The sequence below is a fragment of the Streptomyces chlorus genome, assembly GCF_042655885.1.
Lineage (GTDB): Bacteria > Actinomycetota > Actinomycetes > Streptomycetales > Streptomycetaceae > Streptomyces > Streptomyces chlorus.
This window is the reverse complement of sequence record NZ_JBHSOA010000034.1, coordinates 86,361-105,492: the sequence shown is the minus strand read 5'-3', so window position 1 is coordinate 105,492 and position 19,132 is coordinate 86,361. Positions and strand designations below refer to the sequence as shown.

At 71.1% G+C, this 19,132-nt stretch carries 15 protein-coding genes and 4 pseudogenes; 5 read left to right on the top strand and 14 right to left on the bottom strand.

Going from position 1 to position 19,132, the window contains the following annotated elements:
- Positions 1-99 precede the first annotated feature (99 nt).
- Positions 100-270: a hypothetical protein gene (locus ACFPZI_RS16560; protein WP_381363738.1), complete on the top strand. Its 171-nt coding sequence runs from the start codon at positions 100-102 to the stop codon at positions 268-270.
- A gap of 301 nt (positions 271-571) precedes the next feature.
- Here the strand turns inward: ACFPZI_RS16560 and ACFPZI_RS16555 are convergent, their stop codons facing one another.
- Positions 572-868 carry a transposase gene (locus ACFPZI_RS16555; protein ID WP_381215110.1) on the bottom strand — a complete coding sequence of 99 codons (297 nt, stop codon included), beginning with the start codon at positions 866-868 and terminating at the stop codon, positions 572-574.
- Between the two features lie 70 nt (positions 869-938).
- Between ACFPZI_RS16555 and ACFPZI_RS16550 the strand changes: the two are divergent.
- A pseudogene (locus tag ACFPZI_RS16550) lies at positions 939-1,729 on the top strand (transposase); the annotation flags it as partial.
- 297 nt (positions 1,730-2,026) lie between these two features.
- On the opposite strand, the gene ACFPZI_RS16545 reads toward ACFPZI_RS16550, so the two are convergent.
- The 6 genes and pseudogenes from ACFPZI_RS16545 to ACFPZI_RS16520 form a co-directional block, all read right to left on the bottom strand.
- Positions 2,027-3,040 (bottom strand): TIGR03842 family LLM class F420-dependent oxidoreductase, encoded by a 1,014-nt coding sequence (locus ACFPZI_RS16545; protein WP_381363737.1) that lies wholly within the window; start codon positions 3,038-3,040, stop codon positions 2,027-2,029.
- Between the two features lie 43 nt (positions 3,041-3,083).
- Entirely contained in the window at positions 3,084-4,475 is a 1,392-nt protein-coding gene (hydA, locus tag ACFPZI_RS16540) for a dihydropyrimidinase (protein ID WP_381363736.1), read from the bottom strand.
- A gap of 142 nt (positions 4,476-4,617) precedes the next feature.
- Positions 4,618-5,082 (bottom strand): annotated as a pseudogene (locus ACFPZI_RS16535) (amidohydrolase family protein); the annotation flags it as partial.
- 157 nt (positions 5,083-5,239) lie between these two features.
- Positions 5,240-6,526 carry an aspartate aminotransferase family protein gene (locus ACFPZI_RS16530; RefSeq protein WP_381363734.1) on the bottom strand — a complete coding sequence of 429 codons (1,287 nt, stop codon included), beginning with the start codon at positions 6,524-6,526 and terminating at the stop codon, positions 5,240-5,242.
- Positions 6,523-7,365 (bottom strand): nitrilase-related carbon-nitrogen hydrolase, encoded by an 843-nt coding sequence (locus ACFPZI_RS16525; RefSeq protein ID WP_381363732.1) that lies wholly within the window; start codon positions 7,363-7,365, stop codon positions 6,523-6,525. The genes ACFPZI_RS16530 and ACFPZI_RS16525 overlap by 4 nt, the downstream gene beginning before the upstream one ends.
- Positions 7,366-7,551: 186 nt before the next feature.
- Entirely contained in the window at positions 7,552-7,815 is a 264-nt protein-coding gene (locus tag ACFPZI_RS16520; RefSeq protein WP_381363731.1) for a helix-turn-helix domain-containing protein, read from the bottom strand.
- Positions 7,816-7,847: 32 nt separating this feature from the next.
- Between ACFPZI_RS16520 and map the strand changes: the two genes are divergently transcribed.
- Both map and ACFPZI_RS16510 read left to right on the top strand, forming a co-directional pair.
- Positions 7,848-8,615 (top strand): type I methionyl aminopeptidase, encoded by a 768-nt coding sequence (gene map, locus ACFPZI_RS16515; protein ID WP_381363729.1) that lies wholly within the window; start codon positions 7,848-7,850, stop codon positions 8,613-8,615.
- 240 nt (positions 8,616-8,855) lie between these two features.
- A complete protein-coding gene (locus ACFPZI_RS16510; RefSeq protein ID WP_381363726.1) occupies positions 8,856-11,540 on the top strand; it encodes an ATP-dependent Clp protease ATP-binding subunit in 2,685 nt (894 codons plus the stop codon).
- Between the two features lie 297 nt (positions 11,541-11,837).
- Here ACFPZI_RS16510 and ggt read toward each other — a convergent pair whose 3' ends face one another.
- Complete coding sequence (gene ggt / locus ACFPZI_RS16505) at positions 11,838-13,658, bottom strand: gamma-glutamyltransferase (RefSeq protein WP_381363724.1); 1,821 nt, start codon at positions 13,656-13,658, stop codon at positions 11,838-11,840.
- Between the two features lie 153 nt (positions 13,659-13,811).
- On the opposite strand from ggt, the gene ACFPZI_RS16500 reads away from it, so the two are divergent.
- Entirely contained in the window at positions 13,812-14,612 is an 801-nt protein-coding gene (locus ACFPZI_RS16500; RefSeq protein ID WP_381363722.1) for a hypothetical protein, read from the top strand.
- 298 nt (positions 14,613-14,910) lie between these two features.
- Here the strand turns inward: ACFPZI_RS16500 and ACFPZI_RS16495 are convergent.
- From ACFPZI_RS16495 to pcaDC, 6 genes and pseudogenes are all read right to left on the bottom strand, one after another.
- Positions 14,911-15,337: pseudogene (locus tag ACFPZI_RS16495) on the bottom strand (ATP-binding cassette domain-containing protein); the annotation flags it as partial.
- 149 nt (positions 15,338-15,486) lie between these two features.
- Positions 15,487-15,645 (bottom strand): annotated as a pseudogene (locus ACFPZI_RS16490) (ATP-binding cassette domain-containing protein); the annotation flags it as partial.
- A gap of 70 nt (positions 15,646-15,715) precedes the next feature.
- Positions 15,716-16,129: a DUF6278 family protein gene (locus ACFPZI_RS16485; protein WP_381363721.1), complete on the bottom strand. Its 414-nt coding sequence runs from the start codon at positions 16,127-16,129 to the stop codon at positions 15,716-15,718.
- Positions 16,130-16,199: 70 nt separating this feature from the next.
- Positions 16,200-17,003, bottom strand: coding sequence for an exodeoxyribonuclease III (locus tag ACFPZI_RS16480; RefSeq protein WP_381363719.1), 804 nt, complete (start codon positions 17,001-17,003; stop codon positions 16,200-16,202).
- A gap of 59 nt (positions 17,004-17,062) precedes the next feature.
- Positions 17,063-17,698 carry an MBL fold metallo-hydrolase gene (locus tag ACFPZI_RS16475; protein WP_381363717.1) on the bottom strand — a complete coding sequence of 212 codons (636 nt, stop codon included), beginning with the start codon at positions 17,696-17,698 and terminating at the stop codon, positions 17,063-17,065.
- A 69-nt stretch (positions 17,699-17,767) separates the two neighbouring features.
- Entirely contained in the window at positions 17,768-19,066 is a 1,299-nt protein-coding gene (pcaDC, locus tag ACFPZI_RS16470) for a bifunctional 3-oxoadipate enol-lactonase/4-carboxymuconolactone decarboxylase PcaDC (protein ID WP_381363715.1), read from the bottom strand.
- Positions 19,067-19,132 lie beyond the last annotated feature (66 nt).

Here is a 19,132-nt window from a genome sequence, read left to right as displayed (position 1 = left end):
CGAGGGCCGCGTGAGGTGATCCGCCGTGACCACCGCCACCGCCGCGTCCCGGCGTAAGCGGCTGATCACGCGGACGACGCTCGCGAGACGGGTGAGTGCATGATGAACACAGCGACGACGGGCCTCGCGGCCGGGATGGCCCTGGGCTTCGCCGGTTACTTCGGCGACTTCTGGGCATTCCTGCTGGTTCTGGCCCTGGGGGCGGCGGGGCTGATCGTCGGCCTCGTCATGCAGGGCGACCTCGACGTCCGCGGACGGAGGCAGCGGTGAGGACCCGGCCCGGCTCCCCACCCTTCGACGAAGGGCCCGGCCCACCAGGGCGGGCCGCCGGTCTGCCGCTTCCGGCCGAGCGAGGCACCACCGTCATCCCGGACAGGGTGGTCGCCCGTATCGCCGCCCAGGCCGCACGGCACAGTCCCGGCGCGCCGCCCTCCCGCCCGACCCGAGCGGACCGGCGGCACCCAGCGCCTCCACTGCCGTCCGTACCGGATCGGTGCGCCTGCACCTGACCATGGAGCTGCCCTCCCCACCGACATCCCCGGCCGGCCCAGTCTCGCCACGTGTACCGTCCTCAACCAGCGCTGTTGCTCTGACCGGTTGAATCTAAGCCGGCCGCTTTGAGGATCTCGTTGGCCCGCCTCAACTCGGCATTCTCCCTGCGGAGTTCTTTCAGCTCGTCGCGTTCGGCGATGGTGAGGCGGTCGTCGCGCTCACCGTCGTCGGCCTCGGCCTGGCGGACCCAGGGCCGCAGGGCCTCCTTGTGGATGCCGAGATTGCGGGCGACGTGCGCCACGGGCCGGCCGGTCGAGCGGACCTCGCGGACGGCGCGCTCGCGGAGTTCATCGGGGTACTTACGGGGTGCTGGCACTGCTGGTGGTTCTCCTTACGCCTGGATCGTAACCCAGGCTTCAGGGACTCCACGAAAGCAGGAGCAGCTCAAGGTCCGTACCCACGCCGGCTGCTGGGCCACTGTCAACCCACCACACCCCGGCGGCGTCCGCGAGCAGACCACCCGCGACCGCTGGCACAAGATCCACGACCTGCTCGGCCAGGGCGTCGGCCTGCTCGACTGCTCCCGCCGCCTGGGCCTGGCCCTGAACACCGTCAAACGCTACGCCCGCATCCCCGAGCCGACCATGCTGCGCATCGCCCCCAGTACCGACCCACCCTGGTCGATCCCTACCGCGGCCACCTGCGCACAAGGCGCGCAGCCGATCCCGGCGTGCCCGTCCTCCACCTGTTCCGCGAGATCAAGGAACAGGGCTACACCGGAAGCCTCAGCCTGCTCTACCGCTACCTCAACCAGGGCCGCGCCGAAGGCGACCGCCCGGTGACCACCCCACGCCGCGCCACCCGGCTCCTGCTCACCCACCCCGACCACCTGCGCACCAAGGAGACCGCCCTCCTGGCAGCCCTCACCGCCGCGTGCCCCGAGATGACCAAACTCGCCCAATTCGTCCGCGACTTCGTCGAGCTGCTGACCCCTGCCGCGGGCAACGACGCCCGGCTCACCGAGTGGATCAACGCAGTCCGCGCCGCTGACCTGCCTCACCTGCAGAGCTTTTGCAACGGCCTCGAACTCGACCGCGCCGCCGTGAACGCCGGCCTCACCCTGCCCCACCACAACGGCCGCACCGAAGGCGTCAACACCCGCACCAAGAAGATCATGCGCCAGATGCCCGGTCGTGCCGGATTCGACCTCCTCCGTCACCGCATCCTCCTCCCATAGCGAGGACGCAGCGTTACCACCGACTACGGAACAGAGCCGTTAAATTGGACCTGTCTCACATGCGGCGGTGACGGTAAGTAGTTGTCGTGTCTGGTAGTGACACTCCCAGGCCAGCACGGGTGACGCGACCGTCGGCGCCGTGCTCGCCCTGCTCGATGGCACGTCTGCGGCTGCTCTCCTTGAAGCTCGGACCAGACACATCAGTGATGACGCGCTGTCACCACCGAATGTGAGACAGGGCCGAACGTTTTACAGTCCCCCGTTCAGCTGCATCGGCGCCTGGACCGAACAACTTCGTCAGCGAAGGGCGGGGATGATGTCGGTGCCGTAGGCGTCGATGGTGGCTTCGCGGTTGTCGTGCATGTCGTAGACGGCGAACTGGTCGACGCCCAGGTCCTTGAGGTGCCGGAGCTTGTCGATGTGGGCCTCGGTGGGGCCGAGGAGGCAGAAGCGGTCGACGATCTCGTCGGGGACGAAGTCGGTGGACGGGTTGTCGGCGCGGCCGTGGTGGCTGTAGTCGTAGCCGTGGCGGTCCTTGATGTACGTGGTGAGCTCGTCGGGGACCATGGCGGAGTGCTCGCCGTACTTGGCGACGAGGTCGGCGACGTGGTTGCCGACCATGCCGCCGAACCACCGGCACTGGTCCCGGGCGTGTGCCAGGGCATCGGGCGAGTCGTCGGCCGTGACATATGCGGGCGCGGCGACGCAGATCGTGAGGGCGTCGGGGTCCCGGCCGGCGTCCTGGGCCGCCTTCCGTACCGCCTTGACCATCCATTCGGTGAGGAAGGGGTCGGCGAGCTGGAGGATGAAGCCGTCGGCCTTCTGGCCGGCGAGCGCCAGCGCCTTCGGGCCGTACGCGGCCATCCAGACCGGCAGCTTGCCGTTCTTGATCCACGGGAGGCGGACCGGGTTGCCGTCGACCAGCGCCTCCCGGCCCTCGGCGAGGTCGCGGATGACCTCGATGGCCTCGCCGAGCCGGGCCAGGGTGTTGGGCTTGCGGCCGGCGACACGCATCGCGGAGTCGCCGCGGCCGATGCCGCAGACGGTCCGGTTGCCGTACATGTCGTTGAGGGTGGCGAAGGTGGAGGCCGTGACCTCCCAGGTGCGGGTGCCGGGGTTCGTCACCATCGGACCCACGTGCAGCTTCGTGGTGTGTTCCAGGATCCGGCTGTAGATGACGAAGGGCTCCTGCCACAGCACGGCCGAGTCGAAGGTCCAGCCGTAGCGGAAGCCGTTGCGCTCCGCCCGGCGCATCAGCCCGACGACCTGCGACGCCGGCGGGTCGGTCTGCAGGACGAGTCCGAAGTCCAACGCGGGACCTCCAGTTCAAATCGGTGCGGGGAGACCCTGGGGGTCAGCCCAGGTACTGGCAGGTGGAGCGCGGGACAAACGTGCCGTGGCCGGCGTGACCGACGTACTTGCGCTGGTCGATGACGACCTCACCCCGCGAGAGCACGGTCTCGACCTGGCCGGTCACCGTCTTCCCCTCGTACGCCGAATAGTCGACGTTCATGTGGTGAGTCTCGGCCGAGAGCGTCTGGGTGACGTGCGGGTCGTAGATCACCACGTCGGCGTCGGCGCCCGGCGCGATCGTGCCCTTCTGCGGGTAGAGGCCGAACATCCGGGCCGGGGTCGCGCAGGCGATCTCGATCCAGCGGCGGCGTGAGATGTGCCCTTCGACGACAGCCTGGTGCAGCAGGTCCATCCGGTTCTCGACGCCAGGCAGGCCATTGGGGATCTTCGAGAAGTCGCCCCGGCCCAGCTCCTTCTGGCCCACGAAGCAGAACGGGCAGTGATCCGTCGACACCACCTGGAGGTCGTTCGTCCGCAGACCCCGCCACAGCGCCGTCTGATGCTCCTTCGGCCTCAGCGGCGTCGAGCACACGTACTTGGCGCCCTCGAAGTCCGGCTCCGCCAGATTGTCCGTCGACAGGAACAGGTACTGCGGGCAGGTCTCGCCGAACACCGGCAGCCCCATGTCCCTCGCCGCCGCCAGCTCCGCCACCGCCTCCTGGGCCGAGACGTGGACGACGTAGAGCGGCGCGCCGGCCACCCGGGCGAGCTGGATCGCCCGGTGGGTCGCCTCCGCCTCAAGGAGCGTCTTGCGGACCTCCCCGTGATGGCGCGGATCGGTCTCGCCGCGGGCCAGGGCCTGCTCCACCAGGACGTCGATCGCGATGCCGTTCTCCGCGTGCATCATGATCAGACCGGCCGTGTCACCAGCAACCTGCATCGCCCGCAGGATCTGGCCGTCATCCGAATAAAAGACCCCCGGATAGGCCATAAACAATTTGAACGAGGAAATGCCATGCTCGATGAGCTTCGGCATCTCCTTGAGCGTCGCCTCGTTCACGTCCGACATGATCATGTGGAACGCGTAGTCGATCGCGCACTTCCCGTCCGCCTTCTCCAGCCAGGCATTCAGGCCGGCCTGCAGCGAATGGCCCTTTGACTGCACCGCGAAATCAACGATCGTCGTCGTCCCGCCCCACGCCGCCGCCCGCGTCCCCGTCTCGAACGTGTCCGAAGCGAACGTCCCACCGAACGGCAGCTCCATATGCGTGTGCGCGTCGACCCCGCCCGGGATCACGTACTTCTGCGACGCGTCGATAAAACGGTCAGCCGTCCACTCCTGCGTCCCCGGCGCCGCCAACGCCACCACCCGGCCGTGCTCGATCAGCACATCCGCGTGCACCTCGTCCGCGGCCGTGATCACAAGACCACCGGTAATCAGAGTCCGAGTCATTTCCCAGCCATCCCTTCATACCCGCCGACCACGCCACCACCGACACAGGCCGGGACCACGCCCCGGCCCACCCGCCCCCTCACGCCGCCATCTCGCACGGCACACGGCCTACTCCGCTAGAAAACCCCTGGTCACGCGGCCGAATGAAACCCTTGAAGGAGGTGACGCCCTCCTCCACCAGCCGGTCCATCTCCTTGAGGGTGCCCGGGTTCACGTGGGAGACGATCATGTGGAAGCCGTAGTCGATGGCGCAGTTGCCCTCGGCCTTGGCGTGCCAGGTGTCCAGTCCCTCGCGCAGGGAGTGGCCGACGCTCTGTACGGCGAAGTCGACGACGGTCGTCGTGCCACCCCAGGCGGCGGCCCGGGTGCCGGTCTCGAAGGTGTCGGAGGCGAAGGTGCCGCCGAACGGCAGCTCCATGTGGGTGTGGGCGTCGACGCCGCCCGGCAGGACGTACTTCCCGGTGGCGTCGATGGTCCGGCCGGCGGTGAACGTTTCCGCGGCCGGGGTGCCCGAGGCGGCGATGCGGCCGTTCTCGATCAGGACGTCGGCGTGGAGTTCGTCGGAGGCGGTGATGACGAGGCCACCACGGATGACAGTACGGCTCATGCGTGCACGCTCCGCTGGGTCGTGGTCGAAAGGTGCGGGTCGTTGGTGGCTGGTCGCGCCCGCGCGGCGGTAGCCGCACATCGATCCCGGCCCCGCGCTCCCCGAGGGCTTCGCCCCGCACGGGGGACGCGGGCAACCGGGAGTGGGCGTCGGGCCGCTACTGGAGGCTCCGCAGAGCCTGTTCGAGGATGGCGGCGCCCTCCTCGGCCTCCGCGACGTTGAGGGACAGGGGCGGGGCGATGCGCAGGGCGCTGGTGTTGTGGCCGCCTCCCTTGCCGATGAGCAGCCCGCCCCGGCGGGCCGCCTCCAGTACGGCGGAGGCCGCCTGCGGATCGGCCTGGTCGGTGCCCGGTTTGGTCAGCTCGACGCCGATCATCAGCCCGCGCCCGCGGACCTCCCGTACGGCGGGCACCTGGGCGGCGACGGCCCGCAGACGCTCGATGAGCAGGCCGCCGACCCGCCGGGCGTTGCCCTGGAGGTCGTGTTCGAGCAGGTAGGTGAGGTTGGCCAGGCCGGCGGCCATGGTGACCTGGGTGCCGCCGAACGTCGAAATACTGTTGGAGTCCAGGCAGTTCATGATCTCGGCGCGGGCGACGACGCCGCCGATGGACATGCCGTTGCCGATGCCCTTGGCGAAGGTCACGATGTCGGGTGGCCCGCCCCGGGCGTGCGCCTGCCAGCCCCAGAAGTGGTCGCCGGTGCGGCCCCAGCCGGTCTGCACCTCGTCCGAGATCCACAGCACGCCGTGGGCGTGCAGGACTTCGCGGAACGCCGCGTACAGTCCGTCGGGCGGTGAGGTGAAGCCGCCGACGCCCTGGATCGGCTCGGCGATCAGGGCGGCGGGCGGGCGGGTGTGGCCGAGCAGATCCTTGAGGTCGTCGACGCAGGCCGCGATGAACTCGTCGTCGCCGAGCGGGGCGAACGGGCCGCGGGTGCGCACGCCGCCGTGCACGTACAGGGTCTGCAGCGGGGACAGCGAGGTCGGGGACCAGCCGCGATTGCCGGTGATGCCGACGGCGCTGAAGGAGCGGCCGTGGTAGCTGTTGCGCATCGCCAGGACGGTGTTGCTGCGCCGGTAGGTGGTGGCGAGCAGCAGGGCGGTGTCGTTGGCTTCGGTGCCGGAGGTGGTGAAGAAGACCCGGGCATCCGGAATGCCGCTCAACTGGGCGACACGTTCGGCGAGTTCCACCATCTGCCGGTTGAGGTAGAGGGTGGAGGAGTGGATGATCCGCCCGGCCTGCTCGGCGACCGCCTTCGTCACCTCGGGCAGGGCGTGGGCGGTCATGGTGGTGAGGATGCCGCCGAAGAAGTCGAGGTACCGGTTGCCTTCGGAGTCCCAGACGTGGCGGCCCTCGCCGTGGGTGATCTCGAGGGGTTCCTCGTAGTAGAGGGCGAGCCAGTCGGGAAGTACGGAGCGGTGGCGGCCCAGGAGGTCGTCGGTCACGGCCGCACCAGCCCTTCGTAGGCGTCGGGTCGGCGGTCGCGGTAGAAGGCCCACTGCTGCCGCACGTCCTCGATGAGGTCGAAGTCGAGGTCCCTGACCACGAGTTCCTCCTTGCTGTCGCTGGCGACGTCGCCGACGAACTGTCCGCGGGGGTCGACGAAGTACGACGTGCCGTAGAAGTCGTTGTCCCCGTACTCCTCCTGGCCCACGCGGTTGATCGCGGCGATGAAGTACTCGTTCGCGACGGCTGCGGCCGGCTGTTCCAGCTGCCACAGGTGGGAGGAGAGGCCGCGGTGCGTGGCGGACGGGTTGTAGACCAACTGGGCTCCGTTGAGACCGAGTTGGCGCCAGCCCTCCGGGAAGTGACGGTCGTAGCAGATGTAGACGCCGACCTTGCCGACGGCGGTGTCGAAGACGGGCCAGCCGAGGTTGCCTGGCTTGAAGTAGAACTTCTCCCAGAAGCCCTTCACCTGGGGGATGTGGTGCTTGCGGTACTTGCCGAGGACGGTGCCGTCGGCGTCGATCACGGCCGCGGTGTTGTAGTAGAACCCCGACTGTTCGACCTCGAACACCGGCACGACGATCACCATGCCGGTCTCGCGGGCCAGTTCCCGCATCCGGGTGACGGTCGGCCCGTCGGGCACGGGCTCGGCCCAGCGGTAGTGCTCGGCGTCCTGGACCTGACAGAAGTAAGGGGAGTTGAAGACCTCCTGGAACCCGATGATCTTCGCGCCCCGCCGGGCCGCCTCGCGCGCGTGCTCCTCGTGTTTCGCCAGCATGGACTCGGTGTCGCCGGTCCAGGTGGCCTGGACCAGGGCGGCACGTACGACGTTGGCCATGAGCTACTCCTTCGACGCGACGTCAGCGCCTCTACGCCCGTAGAAGCGGTCGTAGAGGGACGAACGTAAGCCTCTCGGGCGGCCTTGCCAAGACCATCGTCGTGAAGCCGCGGAGTCGATCATGTTTCGCACTCCGGTGGGTGAGTTCCGGAGCCGGCCGGTCAGGGCCTGCCCGACGGGGCCCGGTCAGGCCGCGACCGGTGGCACGACCGGCGCGCAGCGGCCCACCAGCTCGTCCATCGACAGGTCGAGCGCGCGGGCGAGGGCGGCCACCGTGAAGAACGCCGGGGTGGGGGCCCGTCCGGTCTCGATCTTCCGGAGGGTCTCCGGGGAAATGCCGGCGCTCTGCGCGACCCGCGTCATGCTGCGGTCGCCGCGCGCCTCGCGCAGCAGCCGGCCGAGCCGCTCGCCGCGTTCGCGCTCTTCGGGGGTGAGAGGGGTGCGCACCATGACGCCATTCTAATACCGGTATAGTAATTGGCATGGTAGAGCTGAAGACCGACACAGCGATCGACGCGATGTACAAGACGGGTCAGGTCGTCGCGGACGCTCTGAAGGCCGTACGGAAGGCCTCCGGGGTGGGCGTATCCCTGCTGGAGCTGGACGAGGTGGCCCGGGAGGTGCTGCGCGGGGCGGGCGCGACCTCACCCTTCCTGGACTACCTGCCCCCCTTCGCACCGACCCCGTTCCCCGCCGTCATCTGCGCGTCGGTCAACGACGCGATCGTGCACGGCATCCCGGACGGCTATCGGCTGCGCGACGGTGACCTGGTCTCCGTGGACTTCGGCGCGGAGCTGGGCGGCTGGGCCGGCGACTCGGCGATCAGTTTCATCGTGGGCACGCCCCGCGCGGACGACGTGCGGCTGGTCGAGACCGCGGAGCGGGCCCTGGCGGCGGGCATCGGGGCCGCCGTGGTCGGCAACCGCATCGGGGACATCGCCCACGCGATCGGCACGGTGTGCCGCGCGGCGGGCTACGGCATCCCGGACGGCTTCGGCGGTCACGGCATCGGCCGCCGCATGCACGAGGACCCATCGGTCCCGAACGAGGGCCGACCGGGCCGGGGCATGCCCTTGCGGCACGGCATGGTCCTCGCGATCGAGCCCATGCTCGTGGGCGGCGGCACGGACGGCTTCCACGCCGCCTCCGACGGCTGGACCCTGCGCACCGACGACCGCTCCCGAGCCGCCCACACCGAACACACCGTGGCCATCACCCATGCGGGCCCGCGCATCCTCACCGCCCGCTGAACGCGCCCCGCGCGGTGGTGCGGTTCCGAGGTGCTGCCCCGGAGCGATCGTGCGAGGGTGTTCTCGAGCGCGCCACAGGCGGCACCCGCACCGCGGGGACACGCCTATGTGTAACCGGGAAACGGCCGGGCACCCGCGTCCGGACCGTACATCGAGCAGTGAGCGCGCCCCGGGCCTCCTTCAGGTTCCCGGTTCCGCCCGGCCCAGGGGGATCCCGCAGGGGCGCCGGAACGGATGTCCATGAGCAGCGGGTTCACGGGTCCGGAGGGCTACGGCTCGGACCCCTTCGAAGAGTTCCTCGCACGTTTCTTCGGCGGGCCGCGCCCCCGGCAGGTCGACATCGGCCGACTGCTGAGCCAGCCCGCCAGGGAGCTGGTGCGCGGTGCCGCGCAGTACGCCGCCGAGCACGGCAGCCGGGACCTCGACACCCAGCACCTCTTGCGCGCCGCGCTGGCCACCGAGCCGACCCGCGGCCTGCTCAGCCGGGCGGGCACCGACCCCGACTCGCTGGCGTCGGAGATCGACGAGCGGTCGGGCCCCGTCCAGCACGGACCGGACGACACCCCGCCGCCGACATCGCTCTCGCTCACCCCCGCCGTCAAGCGGGCCCTGCTGGACGCGCACGAGATGGCCCGGTCGACCGGGGCCGGATACATCGGCCCGGAGCATGTGCTCAGCGCGCTGGCCGCCAACCCCGACTCGGCCGCCGGGCACATCCTGGACGCGGCCCGGTACGCCGCCGCCGGCATGCCGCCCGACGCACCGGACGCACCGCAGCCCCGTACCGAGCGGCCCCGCCCGGCGACGGGTACGCCGACCCTGGACAAGTACGGCCGTGACCTCACCGAGCTGGCCCGCGAGGGCCGCGTCGACCCGGTGATCGGACGGGAGGAGGAGATCGAGCAGACCATCGAGGTGCTCTCCCGGCGCGGCAAGAACAACCCGGTGCTGATCGGAGAAGCGGGCGTCGGCAAGACCGCCGTGGTGGAGGGTCTGGCCCAGCGGATCGCCGACGGGGACGTGCCCGACGTGCTGATGGCCCGGCGGGTGGTCGCGCTGGACCTGACGGCCGTGGTCGCCGGGACCCGCTACCGGGGCGACTTCGAGGAGCGGATGACCGCCATCGTCGACGAGATCCGCGCCCATTCCGACCGGCTGATCGTCTTCATCGACGAGCTGCACACCGTCGTGGGCGCCGGGGGCGGCGGCGAGGGCGGTTCGATGGACGCCGGCAACATCCTCAAGCCTGCGCTGGCCCGCGGCGAGCTGCACATCGTGGGCGCGACCACGCTGGAGGAGTACCGCCGGATCGAGAAGGACGCGGCGCTGGCCCGCCGCTTCCAGCCGATCATGGTGCCGGAGCCCACCCCCGCGGACGCGATCGAGATCCTGCGCGGTCTGCGGGACCGGTACGAGGCCCACCACCAGGTCCGCTACACCGACGAGGCGCTGGTGGCGGCCGTGGAGCTGTCCGACCGCTACCTCAGCGACCGCCGCCTGCCGGACAAGGCGATCGACCTGATCGACCAGGCCGGCGCCCGGGTGCGGTTGCGGTCCCGGACCAAGGGCACGGACGTACGCGCCCTGGAGCAGGAGCTGGATCAGCTGACCTGCGACAAGGACCAGGCGGTGGCCGACGAGAAGTACGAGCAGGCGACCCAGCTGCGGGACCGCATCGGCGAGCTGAAGGAACGTATCGCCGAGGCCGGGGGCGAGGGCCGGGTCGACGAGGGCCAGAGTCTGGTGGTGGACGCCGAGGCGATCGCGGAAGTGGTGTCCCGGCAGACCGGCATCCCGGTCAGCAGTCTCACCGAGGAGGAGAAGCACCGACTGCTGGGCCTGGAGGAGCATCTGCGCCGGCGTGTCGTCGGCCAGGACGAGGCGGTGCGGGTGGTCGCGGACGCGGTGCTGCGTTCCCGGGCCGGGCTCGCCAGTCCCGACCGGCCGATCGGCAGTTTCATGTTCCTGGGGCCGACCGGCGTCGGCAAGACGGAGCTGGCGCGGGCGCTGGCCGAGGCCCTGTTCGGCAGCGAGGACCGCATGGTCCGCCTCGACATGAGCGAGTACCAGGAGCGGCACACCGTCAGCCGGCTGGTGGGCGCTCCGCCCGGGTACGTCGGCCACGAGGAGGCGGGGCAACTGACCGAGGTGGTGCGCAGGCATCCGTACTCGCTGCTCCTGCTCGACGAGGTGGAGAAGGCGCATCCGGACGTCTTCAACATCCTGCTCCAGGTCCTCGACGACGGCCGGCTGACCGACGCCCAGGGCCGGACGGTGGACTTCAGCAACACCGTGATCGTGATGACGAGCAACCTCGGTTCGGAGGCCATCACCCGGCGCGGCGGGGCGCTGGGCTTCGCGGCGGGCGGCGCGGACGCGGACGAGGAGGCGCGGCGGGAGCAGATCCTGCGGCCGCTGCGGGAGCACTTCCGGCCCGAGTTCCTCAACCGGATCGACGAGATGGTGGTGTTCCGTCAGCTCACCGCCCAGGAGCTGCGGCAGATCACCGATCTGCTGCTGGAGGCGACGCGGCGCGGGCTGCGGGGGCAGGGCGTCACGGTCGAGTTCACCGAGGCGGCCGTGGACTGGCTGGCACGGCGCGGCCATCAGCCCGAGTACGGGGCTCGGCCGCTGCGCCGCACCATCCAGCGGGAGGTCGACAACCAGCTCTCGCGGCTGCTGCTGGACGGCAGCGTCCGCAGCGGTGACCGGGTGACGGTGGACGCGGCGGACGGGAACCTCGCGTTCCGGACCGGGGCAGGTACCGGCGCCGGCACCGACACCGGCACCGGCGCAGGGACCAGGACCGGCTCAACGGCCGGGACCGGGACCGGAGCCGGCACCGGCGGCGGCGGTGCAACGGCCGGCACCGAATCCGCCATCGGCCGCGAGGAGCCTCCAGCGCCCGAGCCGCCCGGGCAATGAGCGTGCGGGCGCCTGTTCCCGCCGAGAGGCACGGGCGCCCTGCCGCCGAGCGGGCCCAGGGTCTTTCGTCTGGGTCAGGCCGGATCAGGGAGCGGAGTCCGGTGCCGTGCCCCGCAGGCGGAAGAGGGGGCCGTTGGGGTCTCCCCCGCTCATGGGGGTCCCCCCGCTCGAGCGAAGCCGAGAGTGGGGGAGAAGCCGAGAGCTCGGGGAAGGAGCCACGGGGACCGACGACAACGCGGCGAGGCGCGGTGCCGGACCCCGCGAGCCCAGCCCGATCCACACGACAGGCCCTACGGCCTACCTCCCCGGGCGCACCACCATCGCCGAGCCGCCGCCCCGGCGGGTCTTCTCCGCCGCGGCGACCCACCGGCCGTCCGGCAGCCGCTGCACGGCGGTGGTCGCGCCGATCTCCGGGTTGGCCTGGAAGGAGTGCCCGATGGCCTCCAGCTTCTTCCGTGTCGCGCTGTCGTACAGGCCGGGTTCGAGGTCCGTGCGGGCTGTGTTGCGCTGGCTGGCGCGCGGCGCGGCGATCGCGTCGACCAGCGGCAGACCGCGGTCGAGGAAGCCGGTGAGGGTCTGCAGCACGGTGGTGATGATGGTCGACCCGCCGGGCGAACCCAGCGCCACGACCGGCCGGCCGTGCCCGTCGAGCACGATCGTCGGGGCCATCGAGGACCGGGGCCGCTTGCCGGGGCCCGGCAGGTTCGGGTCGTGCACGGCCGGGTTCGCCGGGGCGAAGGAGAAGTCCGTCAGCTCGTTGTTGAGCAGGAACCCGCGGCCGGGCACGGTGATGCCGCTGCCGCCGGTCTGCTCGATGGTGAGCGTGTAGGCGACGACGTTGCCCCACCGGTCGGCGGTGGTGAGGTGCGTGGTGCTCTCGCCCTCGTACGTCGTCGGGGCCGTGGTGCCGCCCGTCGCGCAGGGCGCGGGGGCGCGCGGGTCGCCGGGGGCGAGCGGGCTGGTGAGGACGGCGTCGTCCTGGATGAGGCACGCGCGGGAGTCGGCGTACCGCTGAGAGAGCAGTTCCTTCGTCGGTACGTCCTCGAAGGCGGGGTCGCCGAGCCAGCGGCCCCGGTCGGCGAACGCGATGCGGCTGGCTTCGATGAGGCGGTGCAGGTAGCGGGTCTCGTCGGCGCGGGAGAGGTCGGTCCGCTCCAGGATGTTGAGGGCCTCGCCGACGGTGGTGCCGCCCGAGGAGGAGGGCGCCATGGAGTAGACGTCCAGGCCGCGGTACGACGTCTTCGTGGGCGGCTGGAGTTTGGCCCGGTACGCCGTGAGGTCCCGGACGGACAGCTCGCCGGGACGGGCGTTCCAGCCGGAGTCCGGGTCCACGGGCGGCTCGTTGACCGTGTTCACGATGTCCCGGCCGATGCCGCCCCGGTACAGCGCGTCGGCGCCCTTCCCGCTCAGCTCCGCGTAGGTGCGGGCGAGATCGGGGTTCTTGAAGGTGGTGCCGACGACCGGGAGCCGCCCGCCGGGCAGGAACAGCTCGGCGGTGTCGGGGAAGTGACGGAAGCGGGTCTCGTTGGCGGCGGTCTGCTCACGGAACGTGCTGTCGACGGTGAATCCGTCGCGGGCGAGCCGCTCGGCGGGCTTCAGGACCGTCCGCAGGGACTTGGTGCCCCACGTGTCCAGCGCCCGCTGCCAGGTGGCCGGGGTGCCCGGGGTGCCGACGGCGAGGCCGCTGGTGACGGCTTGGGCGAAGGGGACGGGGGTGCCGTTCTCCAGGAAGAGGCCGGAGTCGGCGGTCAGCGGGGCGGTCTCGCGTCCGTCGATCGTCTGCACGGTGCGGGACCTGGCGTCGTAGTGGACGAAGTAGCCGCCTCCGCCGATGCCGGCCGAGTAGGGCTCGGTGACGCCGAGCGCGGCGGCGGTGGCGACGGCCGCGTCGACGGCGTTGCCGCCCTTCCTGAGGACCTCGATGCCGGCGGCTGAGGCGTCGGCATCGACGCTGGAGACCGCTCCGCCGTGGCCGACGGCCACCGGGGTCTTGTCAGGGGCCCGGCCGGGCCCGCCGCCCTGCGGCGTGGCGGCCGATGGCGGCGCTGCCGCTCCCGACGAGACCACGACGGCGGCGACCGCCAGAACCGTCAGCTTCCGTCCGACACGATGACGCATCCGCACCTCCGTTGAAGGGCCGTCCGCGCAGCCTAGTTCATCGCCATGCCCACGTCAGGAACCTCGCGGGGCGTGCCGCCGCGGCCTCCCCGGACGCCCTTTCCTCGAACGTCCCGAACACGGGTTTGCTCGAGCCCGCTAGCATGCGCGCCCATGAGTGACGACGTACGCAACATTGTTCTGGGTGTGGTCGCTTCCGGCCTCTTCGCCGCGCTGGGCTGGATCGCCCGTACCTCCCTGTGGAAGCGCAAGCTCAGGCGCAAGCAGGCCTTCTTCGGACTGCCGGACAACTCCGAGTCGCTCCTCGTCGTCAACCGCGATCCTGCCACGGCGGAACCGGCCGTGCATCGTTTCGACGTGTTCTCGCTGCTCGAGCTCTCGGCACTGATCAAGGACTGCGGGGCACATGTCCAGGTGGTCACGCAGGACGCGGCCCATCAGGGTTTTGGCGAGCGCACGGAATTCTGCGTGGGGGGTCCCGCGTCGAACCGGCGGATGGTGGCCCACATGGCGGCGATGCTGCCGGGGGTGCGCGTCAACATAGATCCGGAACCGGGCCCGGACCGGGGCGCCTTCCGGATCGGCACCGAGCTCTACCGGATGGAACCGGGTGTCACCGAGTACGTCCTGCTCGCCCGGCTCACCGTCGGTGAACAGCGCGGCACCCGGCCGGTGTTCCTGTTCTGCGGCCAGCGCGCGATCACCAACCAGGCCGCCACCCGCTATCTCGCCCGCCATCACGAGCGTCTGGCTCGCAAGCACGGTTCCCATTCCTTCGTCCTGCTGTTGAAGGTCGTCAACTCGCAGGCGTACGGCCCTGATGTCGTCGAGGTGGTCGGGGACGTGACGCGCGCCGCGCAGACCCCCCTGCCGGCCCCCGCCGCCGCCGAATCCTCCCCCGCCCCGGCGCCCGCTCCGGCGCCCGCCTCGCGCAAGAAGCAGCAGAAGCCCTGAACCGCTCGGGGAAGTGCACGGGCGGGTGGCCGGGCGCAACCCGTCCGACGTGCAGCTGACCTTCTGCTCGCCGGCGAACAACCCGTGGTACGGGCCGTCTTCGCCGCGCGGGCAGTGATCTCCGACTGCCGCCGGACGGGACTGGCCGATGTGAACCGCCGCCCCCACGGACGTGGGGCGGTGGGCCCCTCCCGACGGCGGTGTCCCCCGCTCCGACCGCGAAGTCCCCCTCCCCACCGGGATGGAGAAAACATCGTAGTCGAGACCGGACGGGGCGAACGTCCCCGCGTCACCCCGCTCACTGCTTGAGGGTCCTGGCAAGGAAGTCCTTGGCCCGGTCCCTGCTCGGATCCGTGAAGGACTCCTCGGGCGTACGGTCCTCGACGATACGGCCGTTGGCCATGCAGACGACCGGCTGACGGCAGAACGGGCGAAGCCCTCCCGTACGTGACGACGATCACGGTCATGTCCGCTTCGGCCAGGTACCGCATGAAGTCCAGGACCTCGTTGATCGTCTCGGAGGCGAGTGCCGAGGCCGGTTCGCCGAAGATCATCGCCCTGGGTTCCCTGGCCGGCGCCCGTGCGATCGCCACGCTCTTGCGTCCGCGGAGCTTGACCTGTCCCAGGGGGACGTTCTGCAGAGCGGTCCTGTGCGCGAAGAGGTCGAAGGAGGGGAGGACCATCCCGACGTCGGCGCGCGGCCGCGCTGGGGTTTTGCCCTCGTCGGCGACTCTGCTGCGCAATTCGCCGGCCCCGTAGGAACAGCCGCTCGGAGCGCCGGGCATGGCCGCGTCGCCGCAGGTCGCGGAGTGCGGCCCCGCGGCCCCGCGGCCCCGCGGCCCCGCGGCCCCGCGGAAGTGTGCAGCAGAGTCGTCGGCAGCGGCTGCCCGTCGATCAGGATCGTGCCGGACCTGACGGTCTCCAGCCGGTTGATTGCCCGACACCGGGGCGAACTGCCCGGTCCCGAAGGGCCGATGACGACGACCGCCTCTCCCCTGCCCGCGGTGAGGTCGATGTCCCGCGGGGCACGCAGCTCCGGAGCTCGGCCCGCCCGATGGGCGCCGGGGCGCGGACCGGTCGGGACCGGAGCGCCGTCCGGCGTCTCAGGCCTCCGCGACTTCGGCGTACAGCTGGGACAGTTCGGGTACACCGCCGGCGGCCCAGGCGTGCCCGGAGTCCACGACATCGAGCTCCCGCCCGGAGGCGAGTCGTACGACGGGCTGGCCGTCGGACCGGATCTCCCAGACGGCTCCCGGTACGGTGCGCACGATGACCGTGCCCAGATACAGCCCGGCGTCGTTGCCCAGCCAGGTCAGGGTGTCCTCGTCGTCCCGCCAGCTTCCCGGGACCAGCTGGTCCAGCGCCTCCAACGAGGCCGGGGAGTCGTCCAGCCGGACACCGGCCCGGGACACCTGGGAGCGCAGCAGTTCGCACTCGGCGAGGAGTTCCGCGAGGCCTTCGGGATCGCGGAGGACTCCGTGCTTCTGGCGCCGGTTGCCCAGGAAGGGGATGTTCATCCCTCCAGCGTGACATTCGTACCGCCATCCGCACCACAGGGCGCGCGGACAACTGCCGTCGGGTGGCCGGTTACTGATCGTCGGTGGCCGGTGAGCACACGTCCAGGTCGACCACGACCGGCGCGTGGTCCGAGGCGCCCTTGCCCTTGCGCTCCTCGCGGTCGACGTAGGCGTCGGAAACGGCCTTGGCGAACGGCTCGTTGCCGTACACCAGGTCGATGCGCATGCCGCGGTTCTTGGGGAAGCCGAGCTGGCGGTAGTCCCAGTACGTGAACGGGTGGTCGTACTTCAGCGGGCGCGGGACCACGTCGGTCAGGCCGGTCTCGCGCAGGGCGGCGAGGGCGGCGCGCTCGGCCGGGGTGACATGGGTGGAGCCCTCGAAGACGGTGATGTCGTGCACGTCGTCGTCGGTCGGCGCCACGTTGTAGTCGCCGAGGACCGCGAACGGGCGGCTGCCCGCCGCGTCGCCGGCCACGGCGGCCTTCAGCGCCTCGAACCACTTGAGCTTGTACGCGTAGTGCGCGTGGTCCACCTCACGCCCGTTGGGCACGTACACCGACCAGACGCGGACCGGGCCGCAGGTCGCGGAGACGGCTCGGGGCTCCAGCGAGCCGTCGTAGCCCGGGCCGCCGGGCAGGCCCTTGACGACGTCCTCGAGGCCTACGCGGGAGAGCACCGCCACGCCGTTCCACCGGCCGGTGGCGTGCACCGCCGACTCGTAGCCCAGCTCGCGCAGTTGCTCCACCGGGAAGTTCTCCTCGGCGACCTTGGCCTCCTGGAGGCACAGCACGTCCGTGCCGCTGCTCTCCAGCCAGGCCAGGAGCCTCGGCAGACGTGCGGTGATCGAGTTCACGTTCCAGGTCGCGATGCGCATGTCTCACAACCTACCCGGCGCCTCCGACCATGCCCGGCCGTCGGGGCCGGGGCCCTGGCTCACAGCTCGGCCGTCGCCCCCGGGGCCAGTCGCAGGTGCTCAGCGCCGCCGAGGGCCCCGATCTGGCGGTCGTAGATCGGGCGGGCCAGATCGGTGAGCAGGGCGTCGTGGATGTCGTAGGCACGCTCCGGCCGGACCTCGCGGACGTAGTCGATGACCTCCGAGATCTTGTTCCAGGGGGCCATGACGGGGAGCATCAGCGTCCGGACCGGGTGGTCGGGAACGGTGAGGGCGTCGCCGGGGTGGAAGAGGGCGCCGCCGTCGACGAGGTAACCGACATTGGTGACCCGCGGGATGTCCGGGTGGATCACCGCGTGCAGCTCGCCGTGCACCTGCACCTCGAAGCCCGCGGCGGTGAACGTGTCGCCGTGGCCGACGGTGTGCACCCGGCCCGGGAACGCGGCCGAGAGCTGGTCCGCGACGGACTTCAGGGTCCAGATCCCAGCGGCCGGGTCGGCCTCCAGCGCGGCCCTGAGCCTTCCCTCGTCGAAGTGGTCGGGGTGCTCGTGCGTGACGAGGATGACGTCCGCGCCGAGCGCGGCGTCCTCCTCGCTGAACCCTCCGGGGTCGACGACGAGGGTGCGGCCGTCCTTCTCCAGGCGGACACAGGAGTGCGATTTCTTCGTGAGCCTCATGCGTCCATCCTGCCCCTACGGGCCTGCCCCGGCGCGAAGCGGACTCGCCCTCCCGGCCGGTCCCAGGACTCACTCCTGGGGTGTGGTCTCCTCACGCACGACCTGCTGGGCCACCCGGAACGCGCTGCTCGCCGCGGGCACACCGCAGTAGACGGCCGCCTGGAGCAGGACCTCCTTGATCTCCGCGGGAGTGAGGCCGTTGCGCAGGGCCGCCCGGGTGTGGACGGCGAGGTCCTCCAGGTGGCCGCCGACGACCAGGGCGGTGAGGGTGACGCAGCTGCGGATGCGCCGGTCCAGGCCGGGCCGGTCCCAGACCCCGCCCCAGACGGAGCGGGTGACGTACTCCTGGAAGTCGCCCGAGAAGTCGTCGGTCTGTGCCAGCACCTGGTCGACGTGCGCGTCGCCCAGCACCTCACGGCGGACCTTGATCCCGGCCTCGTACGGGTCGGGTCCGCCGCCCCGGGGCTGCGGCGGGACGGCGGCGGCGATCTCGGCGACCGGCCCGGTCTGCTGCGGTACGACCACCTGCCCCGCCTTGACCTGGACGGCGGGCAGGGCGATGTGTCCGGTGGCGGCCTCGAAGCCGGGCTGCCAGGCGGTGGAGAAGTGCCGGACCAGAAGGTCGGTGACGGCGGCGGGCTGCTCCACCGGCACGAGATGGGAGGCGCCGGGCACGACGGCCAGTCGGGCGTCCGGCACCCCGGCGACCAGCGTGCGGGCCTCGGCGGGACCGGTGACCTGGTCGTCCGAGCCGACCAGCACCAGCGTCGGCACGCCGACGCTGCCGAGTTCGGCCCGTACGTCGAACGAGGCGAGGGCCTCGCAGGCGGCGATGTAGCAGCCCGGGTCGGTGGTGCGCACCATCTGCACGGCCCACTCGGTGATCGCGGGCTGCGCGGCCGCGAAACCACTGGTGAACCAGCGGTCGGGCGCGGTGCGGGCGATCGGGTCGAGTCCGTTCGTGCGGACGATCACCCCGCGCTGGCGGAACTCGTCGGCGGTGCCGAACCGGGGCGATGCGGCGATCAGGGCGAGGGAGGCGAGGCGTTCGGGGTGGCGCAGGGCCAGTTCGAGGCCGATCGCACCGCCGAGCGCGCAGCCCGCGTAGCCGAAGCGCTGCACGCCGAGGCCTTCGAGGGTGGCGAGCAGCCGCGCGGTGAGATCGCCGACCGATCCCCCCGGGTATGCGGGGGCGCCTCCGTGTCCCGGCATGTCGAACCGGAACACACGCCACTGTTTTGTCAGCTCGGGGATCTGCCGGTCCCACATGTGCCATGTGGTACCCAGGGAGGGGCCCAGGATCAGCACGGGCGCGTCTTCCGGCCCGTCAAAGCGGTATTGCAGGGTGTTCGGTGGTGTCTCACTCACGCCCCAAACCCTCTCACGTGTCACGAGCTGTCACACGGCCCGGGAAAAACCCGGCGACTCCCGCGC

What these genes read in the sequence shown, in the direction of transcription:
- ACFPZI_RS16510 (WP_381363726.1), top strand. Translation starts at nt 8,856, where the DNA reads ATGAGCAGCGGGTTCACGGGTCCGGAGGGCTACGGCTCGGACCCCTTC.
- ACFPZI_RS16485 (WP_381363721.1), bottom strand. Translation starts at nt 16,129, where the DNA reads ATGAACATCCCCTTCCTGGGCAACCGGCGCCAGAAGCACGGAGTCCTC.
- ACFPZI_RS16520 (WP_381363731.1), bottom strand. Translation starts at nt 7,815, where the DNA reads ATGGTGCGCACCCCTCTCACCCCCGAAGAGCGCGAACGCGGCGAGCGG.
- ACFPZI_RS16480 (WP_381363719.1), bottom strand. Translation starts at nt 17,003, where the DNA reads ATGCGCATCGCGACCTGGAACGTGAACTCGATCACCGCACGTCTGCCG.
- ggt (WP_381363724.1), bottom strand. Translation starts at nt 13,658, where the DNA reads ATGCGTCATCGTGTCGGACGGAAGCTGACGGTTCTGGCGGTCGCCGCC.
- map (WP_381363729.1), top strand. Translation starts at nt 7,848, where the DNA reads ATGGTAGAGCTGAAGACCGACACAGCGATCGACGCGATGTACAAGACG.
- hydA (WP_381363736.1), bottom strand. Translation starts at nt 4,475, where the DNA reads ATGACTCGGACTCTGATTACCGGTGGTCTTGTGATCACGGCCGCGGAC.
- ACFPZI_RS16525 (WP_381363732.1), bottom strand. Translation starts at nt 7,365, where the DNA reads ATGGCCAACGTCGTACGTGCCGCCCTGGTCCAGGCCACCTGGACCGGC.
- ACFPZI_RS16475 (WP_381363717.1), bottom strand. Translation starts at nt 17,698, where the DNA reads ATGAGGCTCACGAAGAAATCGCACTCCTGTGTCCGCCTGGAGAAGGAC.
- ACFPZI_RS16560 (WP_381363738.1), top strand. Translation starts at nt 100, where the DNA reads ATGATGAACACAGCGACGACGGGCCTCGCGGCCGGGATGGCCCTGGGC.
- ACFPZI_RS16500 (WP_381363722.1), top strand. Translation starts at nt 13,812, where the DNA reads ATGAGTGACGACGTACGCAACATTGTTCTGGGTGTGGTCGCTTCCGGC.